At 39.9% G+C, this 18,245-nt stretch carries 17 protein-coding genes and 1 tRNA gene; 6 read left to right on the top strand and 12 right to left on the bottom strand.

The window, feature by feature from the left end; all coding sequences use genetic code 11:
• Positions 1 to 6: 6 nt before the first annotated feature.
• Entirely contained in the window at positions 7 to 747 is a 741-nt protein-coding gene (locus QR722_RS09190; protein ID WP_286287398.1) for a class I SAM-dependent methyltransferase, read from the bottom strand.
• Positions 748 to 1,708: 961 nt separating this feature from the next.
• Between QR722_RS09190 and QR722_RS09185 the strand changes: the two genes are divergently transcribed.
• Positions 1,709 to 2,107: a hypothetical protein gene (locus tag QR722_RS09185; protein WP_286287396.1), complete on the top strand. Its 399-nt coding sequence runs from the start codon at positions 1,709 to 1,711 to the stop codon at positions 2,105 to 2,107.
• Between the two features lie 254 nt (positions 2,108 to 2,361).
• Here the strand turns inward: QR722_RS09185 and QR722_RS09180 are convergent, their stop codons facing one another.
• The 5 genes from QR722_RS09180 to QR722_RS09160 form a co-directional block, all read right to left on the bottom strand.
• Positions 2,362 to 6,489: a hybrid sensor histidine kinase/response regulator transcription factor gene (locus tag QR722_RS09180; RefSeq protein ID WP_286287394.1), complete on the bottom strand. Its 4,128-nt coding sequence runs from the start codon at positions 6,487 to 6,489 to the stop codon at positions 2,362 to 2,364.
• 69 nt (positions 6,490 to 6,558) lie between these two features.
• Positions 6,559 to 6,738 carry a hypothetical protein gene (locus QR722_RS09175; RefSeq protein ID WP_286287393.1) on the bottom strand — a complete coding sequence of 60 codons (180 nt, stop codon included), beginning with the start codon at positions 6,736 to 6,738 and terminating at the stop codon, positions 6,559 to 6,561.
• Between the two features lie 63 nt (positions 6,739 to 6,801).
• Positions 6,802 to 7,512: a hypothetical protein gene (locus QR722_RS09170; RefSeq protein WP_286287391.1), complete on the bottom strand. Its 711-nt coding sequence runs from the start codon at positions 7,510 to 7,512 to the stop codon at positions 6,802 to 6,804.
• A 631-nt stretch (positions 7,513 to 8,143) separates the two neighbouring features.
• Positions 8,144 to 8,881 carry a ZIP family metal transporter gene (locus tag QR722_RS09165; RefSeq protein WP_286287388.1) on the bottom strand — a complete coding sequence of 246 codons (738 nt, stop codon included), beginning with the start codon at positions 8,879 to 8,881 and terminating at the stop codon, positions 8,144 to 8,146.
• 207 nt (positions 8,882 to 9,088) lie between these two features.
• A tRNA-Ser gene (locus tag QR722_RS09160) sits at positions 9,089 to 9,180 on the bottom strand.
• A 245-nt stretch (positions 9,181 to 9,425) separates the two neighbouring features.
• Between QR722_RS09160 and QR722_RS09155 the strand changes: the two genes are divergently transcribed.
• The 5 genes from QR722_RS09155 (at position 9,426) to QR722_RS09135 (ending at position 11,553) form a co-directional block, all read left to right on the top strand.
• Positions 9,426 to 10,094 carry a Bax inhibitor-1/YccA family protein gene (locus QR722_RS09155; RefSeq protein ID WP_286287386.1) on the top strand — a complete coding sequence of 223 codons (669 nt, stop codon included), beginning with the start codon at positions 9,426 to 9,428 and terminating at the stop codon, positions 10,092 to 10,094.
• A gap of 79 nt (positions 10,095 to 10,173) precedes the next feature.
• A complete protein-coding gene (tusD, locus tag QR722_RS09150) occupies positions 10,174 to 10,566 on the top strand; it encodes a sulfurtransferase complex subunit TusD (RefSeq protein WP_286287384.1) in 393 nt (130 codons plus the stop codon).
• A complete protein-coding gene (tusC, locus tag QR722_RS09145; protein WP_286287382.1) occupies positions 10,563 to 10,922 on the top strand; it encodes a sulfurtransferase complex subunit TusC in 360 nt (119 codons plus the stop codon). The genes tusD and tusC overlap by 4 nt, the downstream gene beginning before the upstream one ends.
• Entirely contained in the window at positions 10,919 to 11,206 is a 288-nt protein-coding gene (gene tusB / locus QR722_RS09140; protein ID WP_286287379.1) for a sulfurtransferase complex subunit TusB, read from the top strand. The genes tusC and tusB overlap by 4 nt, the downstream gene beginning before the upstream one ends.
• An 8-nt stretch (positions 11,207 to 11,214) precedes the next feature.
• Positions 11,215 to 11,553, top strand: a complete 339-nt coding sequence (locus QR722_RS09135; protein ID WP_286287377.1) for a TusE/DsrC/DsvC family sulfur relay protein — start codon at positions 11,215 to 11,217, stop codon at positions 11,551 to 11,553.
• A 6-nt stretch (positions 11,554 to 11,559) separates the two neighbouring features.
• On the opposite strand, the gene serS is transcribed toward QR722_RS09135, so the two are convergent.
• The 6 genes from serS to lrp all read right to left on the bottom strand — a co-directional run bounded on the left by serS (position 11,560) and on the right by lrp (position 18,240).
• Positions 11,560 to 12,858, bottom strand: a complete 1,299-nt coding sequence (gene serS / locus QR722_RS09130) for a serine--tRNA ligase (RefSeq protein ID WP_286287376.1) — start codon at positions 12,856 to 12,858, stop codon at positions 11,560 to 11,562.
• A 10-nt stretch (positions 12,859 to 12,868) separates the two neighbouring features.
• The gene (gene crcB, locus QR722_RS09125) at positions 12,869 to 13,252 is read right to left on the bottom strand and encodes a fluoride efflux transporter CrcB (RefSeq protein ID WP_286287374.1); all 384 of its coding nucleotides are present in this window, start codon (positions 13,250 to 13,252) and stop codon (positions 12,869 to 12,871) included.
• Entirely contained in the window at positions 13,242 to 14,576 is a 1,335-nt protein-coding gene (locus QR722_RS09120; protein WP_286287372.1) for a replication-associated recombination protein A, read from the bottom strand. The genes crcB and QR722_RS09120 overlap by 11 nt, the downstream gene beginning before the upstream one ends.
• Before the next feature lie 2 nt (positions 14,577 to 14,578).
• Positions 14,579 to 15,220: an outer membrane lipoprotein periplasmic chaperone LolA gene (gene lolA / locus QR722_RS09115; protein ID WP_286287370.1), complete on the bottom strand. Its 642-nt coding sequence runs from the start codon at positions 15,218 to 15,220 to the stop codon at positions 14,579 to 14,581.
• Positions 15,221 to 15,223: 3 nt separating this feature from the next.
• Positions 15,224 to 17,647 carry a DNA translocase FtsK gene (locus QR722_RS09110; protein ID WP_286287368.1) on the bottom strand — a complete coding sequence of 808 codons (2,424 nt, stop codon included), beginning with the start codon at positions 17,645 to 17,647 and terminating at the stop codon, positions 15,224 to 15,226.
• A gap of 107 nt (positions 17,648 to 17,754) precedes the next feature.
• A complete protein-coding gene (lrp, locus tag QR722_RS09105) occupies positions 17,755 to 18,240 on the bottom strand; it encodes a leucine-responsive transcriptional regulator Lrp (protein ID WP_286287366.1) in 486 nt (161 codons plus the stop codon).
• Positions 18,241 to 18,245 lie beyond the last annotated feature (5 nt).

The following is an 18,245-nucleotide window of genomic DNA, read 5'->3' as shown; positions in this document are numbered from 1 at the left end:
TTGTCTTTAGTTTAAAATCGAAGTATCTAAAGAGGCGTTTAATCGTTTCGCTTGAATAAAAATGTATCCACCGGTACGGCTATCGTTGCAGAGACTTAAGGATGCTATTTTATTAATTTCCATACCCAGACTGGCAAATATTTCTGTAATAGAATCTTCCGTTAGATAGAAACAGTCATGAAAAGCCCCTCCTGATACCCAACGATTACTCCTATTCAAAAAAGCCCCTTGAAATACTCCGTTTTCGCTAAGATGAGATAATGCGGAATTTAAAGCTTTGATGAAGACCTCACGGGATGCGCTCATACATTCAAGGACAAAACTGGCGTCTACAACTTCATAAGATTCATCTAATTTGGTAGCCAGCACATCGTACTGTTTCAATGATGCGATTTTATCTTTTATTAGTTGAGCTCTTTGTGATACTTCGCTGCCATCGAACGGAAGAGACTCCAACTCTAAGGCTTTTCTAATATAGGCATTCCAACAATGCCCCCGTCCTTCAATCCACTCATTAACCTCCTCCAAACAGTCAGGGTCATAATCTGTAAAATCTATTTTTGTAAGGTATTTAGCCGCCGTAATAATTGGACTAATAATCGGCCCGCCACCGATAACTAACATTGAGCCACTAGGTTTCTTTGAGTCATAACAGTGTTGCCACCAATTGAGATGAAAACCTTCTTCATAATCAAATGAAGGGTCGCTCGCATAGTAAGTCGACAAATACTCTCTAGGATTTAACATTAAGAACCTCTAAACAAAGTGACTAAAAAGATTGGAAGAAACAAAGACCCATTTTTAAACCAATCAAATCTGAGTCGGTATCCCAACAATTAAGTCGAGTTCCAACACAATGCGATATTACAAATCAGCTAAGTAATTAACATCCATTCATGTGGCGGGATTTATGTTTAGATGTGACCACTGGTTCAATACAACATGTATCACATTGATATAAAAGGCTTGTATAACAGGCGGTTGGATGTAGTTAAATGTCACATTAAACGACAACAAGGCGGTGACTTTCACTAATCCACCCATTCAGGGGGAAGCTGGTTCGTCAAATTTAGTGACTTAGTTAGCCTTCTAATTTGAAATGGTGTTATTGCCCCTATGTTGATAATAGGTAGCTGATTATTGCAATTACAGAACTAACAAAGTGCACTGTCTTGTGACTGAACAATCACGGCATCAGTGTCATATTTATGTCGATCATAGCTAACACGGTCTAACGTTTACGATATAAGTTTCTATGCAAAAGAGCTTAGATAGTAAACTGCTGTGTTACCTGCACTCTGTGAGACACGGTAGAATTAGTACTCAATAATTCAGCGTTCATAATCGGTGTCCAACTTCAGGATGTCCGTCAATATTTCCGATAATCTAGGATTACGTCATGTTGCGGTGAACCATTAAATCTTTGTTTGATCACGACCAAAATCAGATTTCCAATTAACTATGATTATGTGTGTGTATTCGCCTCCGATTTAAACACAGGGAAATACTACTGTTTCTTTAATGGACTACATTAACCAAAATAAAATTAATTGTTCTAAATTGGCGAATTCACTTAAAAAAAACCTCCACATATAGAATAGTCACTTAAGGAAACACTTAAGTCACATGTCTAGATGTGTGAGGCTAAAATAGGTCGTATTATTACAAACTATCGTTAGTATCTTATAACCTATAGTAAGCGCCTAGAATGCAAAATATTGACATACCAGAAAAATCAACAGAACAAGAGCGTGTGATTTCCCTTAAACTGGGAAAAGATACACTAGTACTTTGGCGTAAAAATATTTTAGTGAATGGTACCCCATCTTTACCCAATGAAGATTTGTACAGAATTGAATTTAATACCGACCATAAAGGAGTATTTAGCGATCTAACCTTACCTAGGGCTTTAATGATGATAATTAATATCCTAGGTGGAATTGCGGAGCGAGCAACAAGAGAATCTGGTGATTACGCTTTCAACAAAGAACAAATTATGGCAATGGCTAGTATGTATTCTCAAGTGGATAGCCAGTTTTTAGTTGAATCTTTGCAATATATTCATGATCTAGAATTTCAAGCAATGCGTTTGATGTCGAAAGATTGACTTGATAAAGGATACCTTACTTTCTAATAGTAAGTTCTTGTGGTGTGTGGTTACTACTTTTTTGTCGAATGAATTAATCGGAGTAACCCACTGTAAAATCAAAATAGACTTATGAGAGTCTTGCCACTCTTACAAATTTTTATCAGAGAAAACCAACTACCAAAGCAGCTTAATAATTGGTTTTAATTGCAGACTAAAATATTGGAACTATTCTAAAATTTAGTCGGCAGCAAAAAGGTAATAAAAACCTGATGTTAAGTAGAATCTGCTCTCACGGTCTGCTTTCCAGACATGCGTTCTCGGCATGTAATTCCAAACTGTTTTGAAAAAGCAGTGGAAAGATGATTCTGAGTAGAAAAACCGAGTTGTAACGCCACTTCTGACACTGATTCTGAAGAAACCAATAAATCATAGGCCTTGGCCAGACGGTAATGCAAAATATATTGCTGAGCATTCAACGAGGATATCGTTTTGACTTTACGAGTAAAAGCGCTTCGGTCCATATATAGAGCGTTCGCCATCCCCTCCACGGTTATCTTTTCGGATAAATTCTTTTCGATATATGCATCAATCTTCTCAGTGAATTTCGGATCACGCGAAACGTTTCGTCGTGTCTCCTTACAAGCTGTAGTGGAAGCTAATGCAAAACGACTAGAGAGCGCTTCATTTTTATCTATAATGTTTTTGATTTTAAGAGCTAATACTTGGGGCTTAAAAGGCTTGTGTATAAAGTCGACAGCCCCTAAGTTTAGGCCCTTAATTTGAGCTTCCTCTGAATCCAAGGCTGTTAAGAACAGTACGGGTATATGAGCGGTTTTATCATCAGCATAAACTTCTTTTGCAAATTCGTATCCGTCCATTATTGGCATCATGACATCCGATATAATCACATCAGGTAAATATTGACATGCCATTTCCAATCCTTGTTTGCCATCCTTCGCTCTTATCACATTGTAATGTTCATTCAAAACATCATTGATAAGGTATGTGATATCGTCGATATCCTCTACTAGTAAGATAGTTTTGCGTTTATTGTCTAGATTAATTTCACTGTTTTCTGACTTCTGACTCTTTTTAACAATGTCGTTCCCTAGTAAAATAGATATCTCTGTACGCTTATCGTTGTTCTCCCCTTTGTGTTTAGATATTGGGAAGCTCACGATAAACTCACTACCAACCTCTAATTGACTATTAACTGTAATATTTCCCAAATTGGCTTCTACAGCCTCTTTTACAATAGCTAATCCAAGACCTGTACTCTCAACTTGATGGTCTAAGCTTTTGCGATTCTCGACTTTACCAAACTGTTTGAATATTATTTTTTTATCATCATCTGAAATACCAATTCCGGTGTCTTGGATTTTTATGACAATTTGATCATCTGATTCCACTGCTGAGATAGTAACCGTACCTGAACTGCAGTTATATTTGATCGCATTGGAGATCAGATTACTGATGATTCTTTCAAAACTAGGTTGATCCGCATCGATAATCAAATTCGGTTGAATGGAAGTATGGATCTTGATATTAAGCTGTTTAGCAAAACCATCATACATCGGGATGATTTTATTAAGAATGTTACTTATATCTAATGGTCTTAGCTGTAAATCTATCGCTCCCTCTAACCTAGCTAAATCCATTAACTGGTTCGTTAAACTGCCGATATAACGAATTTGACGTACTACAATTTCACTATGTTTTTCACCGCCAAAGCCATTAATTGTTTGACTAAGAGAATGCTCGATTTCGTCGATATAGCCCAGCAATACTGTTAAAGGTGATTTGAATTCATGAGAAATATGCCGAAGCAAACCTTCTTTTATGTTTAATAACTTTTTAATCTTTTCTGTTAATTCTATTTGTTCTCGATTTTTGCTATCTAAAATTAATGCATCATTTGCTATTTGTTTAGTTTGACGACGAACAGTTATTTTAAGAAAAACTATCCAGCTAATTATGCAACCAATAATAAAAACGCAGTACAAGGTTATTGCCCACCAAGAAAGTAGTGGATTAGAACTAACAAAAACGTCAACAATCCTTCGTTCAGAGAATAACCCACTATTATTTGAAGCCTCAACTTCAAATCGGTAGGCACCAGAGTCAAGATTAGTATAGGTTGCGTTGCGATTAGCACTCCCTGTATATCGCCAATCAGAATCAACGCCAATTAATCTATACCTGAACTGGTTTGAACGAGGATGAGCAATGCTTGATGAGGTAAACTTGAAACTAAAAATATTTCTGTCGTATGGTACATAAACGGCTTCCATTATATTTTCAACCGTTTTAACCAATGGATTGTTGTAGAGTGTCTGAGGCTCATCTGAAATTAAAAATTGGGTAATAATTATTTTGGGTTTTTCAGTGTTCTCAGCTGGTTGCCTAAAAACCCTTAATCCATCCGAGCTTCCTAGGTAAAGTCGATTACCCGAGCTGAGATAACACAAATTGCCATTCAACATTCCTGGCATTACGCCATTCTGCTCGTCGAATGCCATTGCTTGCCCCTTGTCAATTTTTAGTAAAACTCCTGAACTTTGTTCTAAAAAATGTGACTGCTCTGAACCGGCTACACAAGTAAGCGGAGCGACTGGAGCTGAAAGTACCTTTATCTTCTTAGTTTCCCAGTCATACAACGCATACAGATTCTCTTTTAAAAGTAACCAAAGTTTCCCATTCGATTCATTTCCCTTAATTGTTAGCTCTACTTTAGGTAATGGATAGTCATGATCGCTCTCTTTTTTTAGCAGAACAACTTGATTTAATTTAAGGTCATAAACCAAATACCCATCTCGCCAAAAGCTAACAAATATTTGCTCTCTAGAGGGGGACAGATATACTTCCTTATTCGAATAGTGATCTAGATTAATATCGACGAACTCAGCTGTAGTTAATTTGACTAGTTTGTCTTCCTCAACATGATAACGATACAATCCTTGTTCAAGGTTTATTAGTAATTCATCTTCAGAAATCCAATCTATTTTTGTAATCGGCGTTAAATTTCTATCAATAATTGAGAAAACATCGTCTACGGAAAAGTCAGAATTTACTCGATAAATTGCAGAGGCATTAGCTACATAGAGCTTTCCTAGCTTCGTAAATGATAGTGAATGCACATTTTTCAGGGGTATACTTGCAAGTACATTTACCCTACTTTCTGACTGTGTTTCTTCAAAAATATTGATGAAGTCTCCCTCACTAGCCCAAATCCTAGCTTGGTTGTCCTGTTTGATTACTTTAGGTTTCGATTGCGTTGCTTTTTTGGGGTAGTTAGCATCGGTCACAAGCGGAACTGAATCTAAACTTTGATGGGCACTGAATAACCCTACGCCATTGACGGCAATTAATAAGCCATTATCTTGGGTTTTTAACACATTGGAAACTAAGACGCGGTCAGATAAATCTCTAATATTAAAATCACTATATCTGAAATAAGTGGACAGCGATTGACCATCAAAATAATGAAGTTCTCCGTCTGCGATATACACTCCAGCGTCATCTTGGCGTTGAAAAACTACAGGGTATCCTTGATTGACAATTCCTGCCTTTATCGATTCTGGGAAAAATGGCTTGAGCTCCCAATCCTTTATATTGAACTCAAAAACCCCCATTAAAGAAGAAAGTAGAAAAGAATTACTATTTAGCTCGAAACTAGAGCGAAACTTCGTTATTTCTTTTCCTGCACTATAGACTGGCGAGTGAAGCGCTTTCTTGGTTATATGATCGTAAACATATATCCCATTTGAATAAGTCACTAGCAAATACTTATTCGGACTAACTTCTTCCATGCCCATTATTAACAGGCGCTTTTGCTCGGCCATAGAACCAGCTTCACTGAGCTCTCGAGTAAAAGGAATTACGCGTCTAAACTCATCTTTATTTGGATCATATAGGGCTAAACCCTCTGAAGAAGAAATCCATAATTTACCCTCACCATCAACTAGGTGGGTAAATATTGTACCCTTTGGTATTGAATTCTCTCTGTTAGGATCGTGTGAATATTTCTTGAAAGTATTATCAGAGGTGATAAATCGATACAAACCGTGATTGCCTGCAACCCATAAATTATTTTGTTCATCTTCAAAGATAGTGACTATAGCTGATTCGGACAATGGCGCGGAATTACCTAGTTCATGAGATATTTTTTTTAGGTTATATCCATCAAATCTGTGCAGACCAGTTCGCGACGCGATCCAAACATAACCACTCTTATCTTGGTACAACTTATAGAAAGCTGTTCCAGATAATTCCGGTAAATGAAGTTTGTGGAAAGAATGCGAAGGAGATGTATATGCGATTTTAGGAAGGAAAAGTGTACAAACATAAATAGTTATTATTATTATTCTTTGCATAAAAAAATATATAAATGGCTTAATCATAAGCCATTTATTATTAACATCCTTAATTCAATTCTAATGAAATAAACATCGTGGCTGAACTGTAAACAACTAATTCGCCTTGATCATTTGACTTTCCATCTGACCATGATCAATATCCTCGGATAGCCCGCCAGAAATTTGCTTTCTTAGCTCTTCTCCAATGATTGATACACCTTCAGCTAATTCCTCTTTCGAGATATCGCTTTCTGCAATTGATTTTTCAGATTTGTCGGTTTTGTTTAATGACATATTAGAGATCTCCTATTTTTAGTCGTTGTTTTACGGAAGTTGTTAACTCTTGTTCTATCTAATCTAGATAAACTGGTGATTCATAGACTGTAAGTTGGTATCTAAAATAGATTGCAATTTACTTATCATATTGGCGTAGCTAATTTTATCCCTAGCCTGTTTAGGCTTAATTAATTTTAGTTTCTGCATATCAACTGCTAGCTCGCCTTGCTCATCATATCTATATTTCTCAAATTTACCTCCTTGTTGTACGTAATGCATTTGAACTTGAACCTGTCGACTCCCTGAATAGGGTTCTCTCCAATGAAATATTTCATGCCCCTTGAATACCACCAAATCACCTATATTGAGATAAATTGGCGTACCTTTAGCATTAGCTTCCTTAGCGAGGTAAAGCGGCCAAGGATGACTTTTTTCAACAAATAGCGGGAAACTGCAGGTCACTTCACAAGCGCTTCGATCAGTATGGGCAGGAAAGGAACTAGTTAGATGGCTTTCTCGTACATTGCTCAATGTAGGCAGATATTGGGAGTCTAATTGCTCGTTTAGATAGAGAGAGAAAACATCTAAGATTGACTCAAATATTACAAACCGTCGAGCTTGTAGTGTGCTTTCACCTGATATGGGACAGGTCTTAAATTTGTGTGACTCGGAGAATAATTGGTAATAATTCCGTAAAATATCTATGAGCTTATCACTAAATAAATTTCTACAAACAAAGTAACCATTTGTATCCCATTGCTGTCTATTTTTTTTATTTATTATGTCTTCCATTAGAATCTCTTCCACTAGAATTTTTTATTTAACTTAACAGCCCGTTTCTACGAAGTAAATCGTAAAAACAAAAAAACTACCCTAATTTGTCACTAATCTATTTTGTTTGTCGCAATCTTGAAGTGCGCGCGAAGAGGTTAACTTGCAACTTTTGAGTAACTTTTTGATAACTTACATTTAACCTTAAGAGTGTGGGTTCGATTCAATCCAAATTCAATTTACATCGTTACATCTTAAGGCTAGTTAAGGCTAGTTAAGGCTAGCAACGTATTCCAAAATATCTTAGCTTATAATTAACACCAATAATTGCATGATTATTTCTAAGTCGAATGGGCTGTGCAAACTCAATATGTAAGTCTAATTTGAATTAATTTGTTGGCATCTTTCATCGCAATCCAACTTAATTTTCACAATGAGACTTTATTTTTAATTTTACATGGGTCCTGAACAACAGATTAATTCGCTATACGCAGCAAGGCTGATTGATAAAAGTTGTTTTCACTTACCATGGTAATGGCAAAGATCAGATATATAATTTTAGATTTAAGTTTGCTTCAAAAAAGCCGAGAGCTGAAAGTACGTTTATTTTAGTTCGTATGTCCTGAATCTGAATTAATTTAGGTTAGTTGTCTTAACTTAGTAACATGTGCCCCATAGTTCCCAATAGAAACCCCAATACAGCCCCTAACGGTGGAGCCCAATGATTAACCAGTTTTGATTGTGGAGCTATATCGCCAAAGATAATGTATAGAATTCCGCCGGAAGCGAACACCATTATGCTAGCAACTACAACTGGCATGTCGGCTAACCAATAAAATCCGACGATACCAAAAATAGGACCAAGTAAGGTTAATACACATAACCATTTTAAGATAAATCCAGCAGAAACCTTCCCGGATTGTCTCATTTCAGTAAAGGAATTAAATCCTTCGGGTAGATTTTGTAAAGCCATGATCAATGCCAACACCAGAGCAGTATCACTGCCAATTGCTATGGCCGCACCTAACGCCAGCGCCTCCGGAATGAAGTCTGTTAACATCGCCACTAATTGACTGGCTGCTGTACCGATCTTTGCCAACAGGATGTCGATAAACATGAATACTAACGCACCTAATACGAACCAAACAGACACCTGTAATGTGCTTAAATGTTCGATCCCATCCGGTATTAACACCAGTGCCACGGCAGACAATAAGGCACCCCCACCGAAGGCTATAATAAAGTGCTGCAGTTCGTTTTCTAACCATGCGGTACGAATGTGTTCAACTTTGGCTAACGAAGCACCAACAGGCATTGAGGCTCCTGCTATAAAAGTAAGTAATACCACTTCTTGCCAATCTTCCATCGCTGCCTCCATATCGTTATTCATTCTATCTACATGTTGTCAGGCATGCTTAAAAAAGCAAGATACAAATAACCTCACAGCATTTCATTCTATTTACGTCGGCACCATGGACTACTGCGTCGGCACTAATTATTCCAGTCAATTAGTCGAACCGCGGGGGGCTCACCCTCCCTCCAAGTTTTTTTTGGACATACAAAAAGACCCGCTAGAAAGCAGGTCTTTTTTGTATATTGGCGGAGAGGGAGGGATTCGAACCCCCGGTAGGTTTGACCCTACGTCTGATTTCAAGTCAGGTGCATTAAACCGAGCTCTGCCACCTCTCCGCGATGTGGGGCGAATATTAAAGACCTTTGTTTACCTTGTAAAGCCTAAATTTAAATATTTTGTTCAACTGCTACTTCTTTGTGCAACTTGCTGGTTAAATCACCAAGTTACAAATAGTTACCCTTTGGATTTGCGATAATACTTGAAAAAGTGAACCAAACACCATACAAATGTACTAATTAGTATTAAGACTTTAGTACAATAATTAATTATTTACTTTATATGCCTGTTGGAGGTTTTTTATATGAATCAAGATCGTTTCGCTCACGTTGGTAGTGCACCATCTGTATTGGAGACTAATAAGGTACTTCGTAATACCTATATGCTACTAGCAATGACATTAGTATTTAGTGCTGCTTGTGCGTGGTTAACGGCTGCTATGGGGCTTGGCCGTGGCGCAGCTATGGGTATGTCACTAGCAGCATTGGTGATGGTTTTCTTTTTAAATAAGGCAGCTAACAGCTCTGCAGGTATCTGGTTTGTATTTGCTTTCACGGGTTTACTCGGTGGCTCTTTAGGACCAATGTTAAACATGTATGCGGGCCTGGAAGGCGGTAGTTCACTGATAATACAAGCCCTTGGTACTACTGCTTTAGTATTCTTTGGTTTATCAGCCTATGTTTTGACAACTAAGAAAGATTTCTCCTTTATGGGTGGATTCTTGTTGGTCGGGCTTATTGTTGCGATTGTAGCCAGTGTAGCTAATATCTTTTTTGCTATTCCTGCACTATCCCTAGCAGTAAGTGCTGCTATCGTTTTCATTATGTCAGGTTTCATCTTGTATGATACCAGTCGTATTATTAACGGTGGCGAAACTAACTATATCCGAGCTACGGTTTCTATGTATTTGAATATCTACAACTTGTTCACCTCCATCCTACATCTACTTGGTGCATTTGGTGGAGACGACTAACATAGTCTGAACGACTTTAGTTTGATAGAATAAACACCTCAGCATTGCTGGGGTGTTTTGTTTTAAGCGGAAGAAAAATGTGGCCAAATTCTCAATTGTTATAACCTCCCCTGCGGTAGATTCAGCAAGTGCTTATAGTGCATATCGGTTCGCGAATGCCGCATTAAAGCAGGGGCATAGTGTGCTTGGTGTATTTTTTTATCAGGGAGGTGTCACTGTTGCCAATCAATTCCAGACCGTTTTATCAGATGAATTAAACATATTGGATAAATGGCAGTCTTTAGCGCGACAATATGATATTCCCTTACAAGTATGTGTTACCGCTGCCAATCGTCGCGGTGTTATCAGCCAACTTGATGCTAAACAAGACAGGCAACAGCTAGATCACAACTTAACCCCGCCATTTGAATCAGTTGGTCTAGGTGAACTAGTTACATTACTTAATGACGCGGACAGGAGCGTTCAGTTTTGAGTAGCTTAGCTATCATTAATCGCTCCAGTCCCTATAAGGGACAAGCAGGACAAGAGTCAGTGGATTTAGCCTTAGCTGCGGCTACCTTTGGTCAAGTAGTAAGTGTTTTTTTTGTGGATGATGGCGTATTTCAATTACTAAAAGAGCAAACACCTCAGACCATTGAATCCAAACACTTTGCTAAATCTTTTGGCGCCTTTGAATTTTACGATATTGAAAATATTTACGTCTGCCAAAAGAGTCTAGCTGCCAGAAATATTAGCCGTGAACAACTGCTCATTGAGGCGACCCCAATAGATAGTGAACAATTCAATGCACTCATTTCTCAACATAGCGGAGTGTTAATCTTAAAATGATTTTACATAAGTTTGTAGATAGCCCCTATGACACTCTAACCTTGCAGCAGAGCATATCCAGAGTGAATGCTAGTGACGGCGTTTTATTGCTTGAGAATGCCGTATATGTATTGCAATCATCCAGCTTGATGGAGACTATACTGTGCACAGGGGCTAAGGTGTATGTAATAGAAGATGATATGTTAGCGCGAGGAATAAGCTCTCATCATAGTAAGATTAGCCTCATCAATTACGCTCAATTTGTGCAATTGACCTTGGAGTATCAACAAGTCATTTCTTGGTAGACGTTTTTATGGAATATTTTATACAGTTCGAAAATCGTAAGATAGCCACTGATAAAGCGGGTTATCTTTTATCTCTAGATGATTGGCAACCTGAGTTGGCAGTGGTCTTAGCTGCTAGTGAAAATATTGAATTAGATTCAAACCGCTGGGAAGTGGTCAATTTTGTACGAGCATTTTATTTAGAGTTCAACACTAGTCCGGCCATACGTGCACTGGTTAAAGCCATGGCGGCAAAATTCGGTCCCGACAAAGGCAACAGCCGTTATTTACAACGCCTGTTTCCTAAAGGTCCAGCCAAACAAGTTACCAAAATTGCCGGTTTACCCAAACCGGCAAAGTGCTTGTAATTAACTTTAGTGGGTGGCTTTTATTTCGCTAACACCGTTCATATAAGCGACTAATGCGTTTGGTATAGTAATCGAACCATCTGCTTGTTGATAGTTCTCTAAAATAGCCACCAAGGTACGCCCAACCGCTAAACCAGAACCATTGAGGGTATGTAACAACTCTGGTTTATTGGTTTCTGGATTACGATATCGAGCTTGCATTCTACGAGCTTGAAAATCTAGCATATTAGAACAAGACGAAATCTCACGATAGGTTTGTTGGGCCGGTAACCAAACTTCTAAATCGTAGGTTTTACAGGCACCAAACCCCATATCGCCGGTGCACAGTAATACCTTGCGATAAGGTAGTTCTAATAATTGCAGCACTTTTTCCGCATGGCCGGTTAGTTGCTCCAATGCTTCAAATGAGTCTTCTGGCTTAACCAATTGCACCAATTCAACCTTATCAAACTGATGATTACGAATCAGGCCTTTAGTATCTCGTCCGTATGAGCCAGCTTCACTGCGAAAGCATGGCGTGTGCGCGGTCATCTTTATCGGTAGCTCATTAGCTGCAAATATCTCGTCTCGAGCAATATTGGTCAAGGGTACTTCTGCGGTTGGTACCAAAGATAGCCCTTGTCCCTCTTCAGTGGCGGGCATAGTATGGAAAGAGTCTTGTTTAAATTTGGGAAATTGACCTGTACCGAACATACTAGCTTCATTGACCAAATACGGCACATACATTTCCTGATAGCCATGCTCTTGGGTATGAAGATCAAGCATGAATTGAGATAACGCTCGGTTTAAGCGCGCAACTTGGCCGCGCATGACGACGAATCGTGAACCTGACAGTTTCACGCCAGTTTCAAAATCTAAACCTTTGTTAAGTCTTTCAGCCACGTCAACGTGATCATTCACCTCGAAATCGAATTCACGGGGTGTACCCCAACGTAATACTTCAACATTGTCGTTTTCGTCTTTTCCTGCAGGTACAGAATCATCGGGCAGGTTGGGAATATTCTGTGAAAACTCGGCAATTTCTTCTAATAAATCGTTTAATTCGGACTTGGCCGCATCAAGGTCATCACCTAGTTGGCCTACCTCAGCTAATAATGGTGCAATGTCCTCACCAGATGCTTTGGCCTTGCCAATAGATTTAGATCGTACGTTACGTTCATTTTGTAACTCTTGAGTGCGCATTTGTAGAGACTTTCTGCGCTCTTCAAGTTGATTAAATGCGTTTATATCTAAATCAAAACCGCGTTGTTTTAATTTTTCAGCGGTTTGAGCTATGTCGTTGCGTAAATATTTAGGATCTAACATGTTTTGAGTATTAACCTTTTACCAATTGCATACCTAACCATGCTGCCATTAGACAACAGATCAAATTTAAAAAAATATTCAGTAGTCCTTTCAACCAGAGTCCTTGCTGTAGTAGCAACAGAGTGTCAACCGAAAAGGTGGAGAAGGTTGTTAGTGCACCGAGAAAACCAATGCCGACGGTTGTGCGCCAAAGCACTATTTCAATTTGTCCCTGTTCGATTAATGAATACACCAAACCTAGACAAAACGAACCGACTACATTTACCAGCAGTGTACCAAAAGGAAAGCCTTTACCAAACCATTGCAACATTAATTGTGACAGAAAAAATCGCAAACACGCCCCAGCAGCACCCCCCATGGCAATAAATCCATAAATAGCCACACTACTGTTCATTTTTTGCCCGCCTGTTGGTACTATTTTGGTCCAAGCCCTTTAAGTAGTCTAACTTCGCACGTATTTGTTTTTCAACCCCGCGCTCGACAGGCTCATAATACACTTTACCTTCCATTTCAGAAGGAAGATAACGTTCTCCTGCCGCATAAGCATTGGGTTCGTTGTGAGCGTAACGATACCCTTCCCCATAACCAAGCTTTGACATCAATTCAGTAGGTGCATTGCGTAAATGGTTGGGTACAGGATAGTCAGGTAGGTCTTTTGCATCTGCCTTAGCCGCATTAAATGCTTTGTAAACCGCGTTACTTTTTGCCGCACAGGCGCAGTAAATAGTAGCCTGTGCAATAGCGCGCTCCCCTTCTGATGCGCCAACTCGCTGGAAAATATCCCACGCATTCAGGCACACCTGCATGGCTCGTGGATCGGCATTGCCAATGTCTTCTGTCGCAATGGCCAATAGCCGCCGAGCGATAGTTAACGGGTCCGCCCCTGCAGTTAACATTCTGGCATACCAATACAATGCACCATCAGCAGATGAGCCGCGAACCGATTTATGAAAGGCAGATAACATGTCATAAAATTGGTCACCGCCTTTATCAAACTGGGTGACTTTATTGCCTATTGCAATAGCAACAGTTTCCAAACTAATAGTTGCCTCTGTGGCAAAATCTGCACTTAGCTCTAGATAATTTAGTAACCGTCTAGCATCACCTGATGCAAGTTCGAGTAATCTATGCCGCGCAGCAGGCTCTAATTTAATACCTGCTTCCCCTAAGCCATTTTGATGGTCGCCAAGTGCATTATCTAGCACCTGTTCCAATTCTTCGATGCTCAAAGGCTGTAACACATATACCCGTGCGCGAGATAGCAAAGCGTTATTCAACTCAAAAGATGGATTTTCAGTAGTGGCACCTATGAAAGTAATAGTGCCATCTTCAATAAAGGGTAAAAATGCGTCCTGTTGTGATTTATTAAAGCGATGTACTTCGTCCACAAATAATATGGTTCGCTTACCGCGCATGGCAGATTGCTGTTTGGCGACTTCGATGGCGCTACGAATGTCTTTCACACCAGAGGTAACGGCAGAAATACGCTCAATATGGGCATCACAATGTTTAGCTATCATTTCTGCCAATGTGGTTTTGCCCGTACCAGGTGGCCCCCACAAAATCATTGAGTGACATTGTCCATGCTCTAGCGCTTTACGCAATGGTTTACCGGGGCCAACGATATGTTGTTGGCCGAAGTACTGAGCCACATGTTGCGGCCGCATTCGCGCAGCTAACGGTTTGAACTGATCCTGATCATCAAAATCAAAGCCCATGATTAACGTTGATCATCCAATTCAAATCCATCAGGCACTACAAACTTAAATGGTTCGTTGCCCAGTGGGATATTTTGTTGAATATCCGAGAAAACCAACTTACTAATTTGTAATTGGCGGTCAATCAAACTCAACTCAACAAGTTTTCCTTGCTCAAAACGTAGTTGCAGTTCAGCGATTTGAGACTGAGGGGAAATGGCCTTAACCTTATACATGCCCTGCCCGAAATCTATGTTAAAATCCTGCCAAGATTTATTTTCAGGATCGCTTAGTAAGACTATCGGATTATTCGCTACAGACGCTGCTTGGTCTACTGCGATGACTTGTTCTACAAAGGGATCTGAGTACCATAATGTACTGCCGTCAGCGACCATCAGGTTTTCATCAGGCTCATTCACTTGCCAAATCATCAGGTTTGGTTGTTTTAGAATTAACTCCCCAACCGACTCCTGCACCTGCTCCCCTTGTGCATCGATGACAGTTTGTTTAAAAGATGCATGGAATGTCCGAATCGAACTCAAAATAGATTTAAGCTCTGCGACGTTCTGCTGCACTTTAGGTTCAACTACCGGAACCTCTTTAGCAAAAGTATCTGTTACAACAAGCCCTAGCATTAAAACTGTGATGTACTTCATTTTCATCATTTATTAGTCCTTTGGTGGCGGTGGGGCCAAAACTTCTCGTGTACCGTTATGCCCTGCTGCACTTACGACGCCACTTTGTTCCATTTGTTCAACTAATCTTGCGGCCCGATTGTAACCAATTCTGAATTTTCTTTGTACGCTGGATACCGATGCTCTGCGGGATTCGGTTACAAATGATACCGCTTCATCATAAAAAGCATCATATTCTTGATCACCGCCCTCAGGCTGTTCGCCAGGTAACAGCGTTTCAGCGCTGGCGTCACCATTGAGAATTTCATCAATATATTCAGGCTCACCGCGTTTTTTCCAATCAGCTACGACTGCGTGAACCTCATGATCATCAACAAAAGCGCCATGCACGCGAGTAGGAACCCCTGTGCCAGGAGGCAAGTATAACATGTCACCCATTCCCAATAATGTTTCAGCGCCTTGTTGATCTAGGATCGTACGGGAGTCGATCTTGGAAGAAACTTGGAAGGCAATACGAGTGGGGATATTGGCTTTAATCAAACCGGTAATGACATCAACAGAAGGACGCTGTGTGGCCAAGACTAAATGAATTCCAGCTGCCCTAGCCTTTTGAGCTATTCGCGCAATCAATTCTTCAACTTTTTTACCGACTATCATCATCATGTCAGCAAATTCGTCAACTACAACTACTATGGCTGGCAACTTATCAAGATCTGGCGCAACGGTTTCCATACTTTCTTCAAATCGCCACAACGGGTCTTTTATCGGAGTTCCCATCTCTTTAGCTTGTAGGATTTTGGTATTGTAGCCTTTGAGGTTCCTGACCCCAAGAGCAGACATCAAGCGGTACCGTCGTTCCATTTCGCCTACACACCAACGAAGGGCATTTGCTGCTTCTTTCATATCGGTAACCACTTCGGAAAGTAGATGAGGAATACCTTCATAAACCGATAATTCAAGCATTTTAGGGTCAATCATGATCATGCGCACATCTTCAGGGGAAGACTTGTACAACAAGCTCAAGATCATCACGTTTACCCCAACAGATTTCCCCGAACCCGTGGTACCCGCAACGAGCAAATGCGGCATTTTAGCCAAATCGACGATGACTGGTTTGCCGGAAATATCTGCGCCGAGCACCATAGTCAAAGGAGACTCACTGCCTTGGAATGCTTGGCAGGAAATAACTTCACTTAAGCGCACCATTTCACGATTTTTATTTGGGACTTCTAATCCGATAACAGATTTACCAGGAATAACTTCGACAACCCGGACAGACAGTGCCGACATCTCTCGAGCAAGGTCTCGAGATAAGCCAGTAATCTTACTCACCTTGACCCCTGGGGCTAAATCAAGTTCAAAACGAGTAATAACCGGTCCGGGATGAACCCCAACCACTCTAGCTTCAATATTGAAATCACGTAGCTTTTCCTCAACTAGGCGGGACACAGCTTCTAACTCTTCGGGCTTGATTGGATTTTTTACTTTATCCGCTCTATCGAGTAAGTCAAATGAGGGTAAAGGACCAATATTAGGATCTGATTCTATATCAATTGAAACCTTATTCTCAGTCGGATCGACCGTCTTTTTCTGTGGAGCGTGACCGTTTAGCTCAGGGTCCGCCTCAGATGGTTTACTCGCCTCTTTCTTACCAGTTATTTTCTTCTTAAGTTCCGACACCGATAAAATACTGGGTTTGGAGGTTGGCTCTTCTGCGCTTTGGAATACTTCCTCAGGAATTTCGTTAGGTTGATGCCACGATGGTTCCGTTTTGACCGCTTCAACCGCTTTAAAACTGGTGACTTCTACATCCGTTTCCTGAGAGTTGTTGTTGGGTTTAAAACCTATGCGAGCAATGGGACTTTGTTGGATACGCTTTGGTGCCCGATAAACAAAAATGCCCGTGGCGATACTCAATTCGCCGGTTTTATCGATTACAGTTAACAGCGAAATCCCTGTTACCAATGTTAATCCGGTTATCAGAAAACAGAGCAATAAAAGAGTCGTACCCACAATACTAAAATAGGGTATTAAAGAAGTGCTAATCACGTCTCCAATCATACCGCCTGCAGATACATGGTTAAAATCGTCAAAATTGATACTCAAAATGCCAGATAAACCGATCACCAATAACAGGGTTCCGATAATACGCAGGCCGATAGTGAGATAATCGATTTCGACTAAGCTTTTAGCTTGCTGAAATAGAAACCAACCGAGGAAGGCAATAATAAAGGGCAGGATATAAGCTATTCGGCCAAACGCAAAAAACAATACATCTGCGAACCAAGCACCTATAGGACCTACCCAATTGTGTATATTGCCCTGATATCCTGCTTGACTCCAACTGGGATCCGATGCATTAAAAGAAGCTAAAGCCAGCAAAATAAAAAATGCAAATGCGCAAGAAATAATCATGCCCACTTCCATTATTCGCTGTATTCCGGTCAGTCTCGCCATAACACTCTTGTTGTAATTTTGGGGATTAATTTAACTGCTGATACCTTACCAGCGCTTACTAAAAAATCCTAGCAAATGGCTGTGGATATGCAGCTTTATTGTTGAATTTACTTAAGATTGATTTTAATTTGACCAGTGTGTTTAACTTCTTCCATTACCACGTATGTTCTAGATTCGCTTACGCCAGGTAAGCGCAATAATGTATCCCCTAGTAATTTGCGGTAGCTTGACATGTCTGCCACCCTTGCCTTTAATAGAAAATCAAAGTTACCTGACACCAAGTGACATTCTTGAATATCGTCATGTTTTTTAACTGCCGCAGAAAATTCTTCAAATATATCAACGCTAGTTTTAGTTAGGGTGATTTCAACAAATACCAGCATGGCAGCCCCCAATTTAATAGGATCTACTCGCGCATGGTAACCTAGAATATAGCCTTGCTGCTCTAGGCGCTTTACCCTTTCTAAACAAGGACTTGGGCTTAGTCCGACACTCTTGGCCAGCTCAACATTAGTTAGCTTTCCGTTTTTCTGTAAGGCAATTAGTATATTACGGTCTATTCTATCAAGGTGTTTTGGGGTTTTTACTAACATTATTT

It is taken from the genome of Aliiglaciecola sp. LCG003 (assembly GCF_030316135.1).
In the GTDB taxonomy this organism is placed as follows: domain Bacteria; phylum Pseudomonadota; class Gammaproteobacteria; order Enterobacterales; family Alteromonadaceae; genus Aliiglaciecola.
The sequence above is the reverse complement of the archived record's forward strand: the minus strand, read 5'-3'. Positions and strand labels throughout refer to the sequence as shown.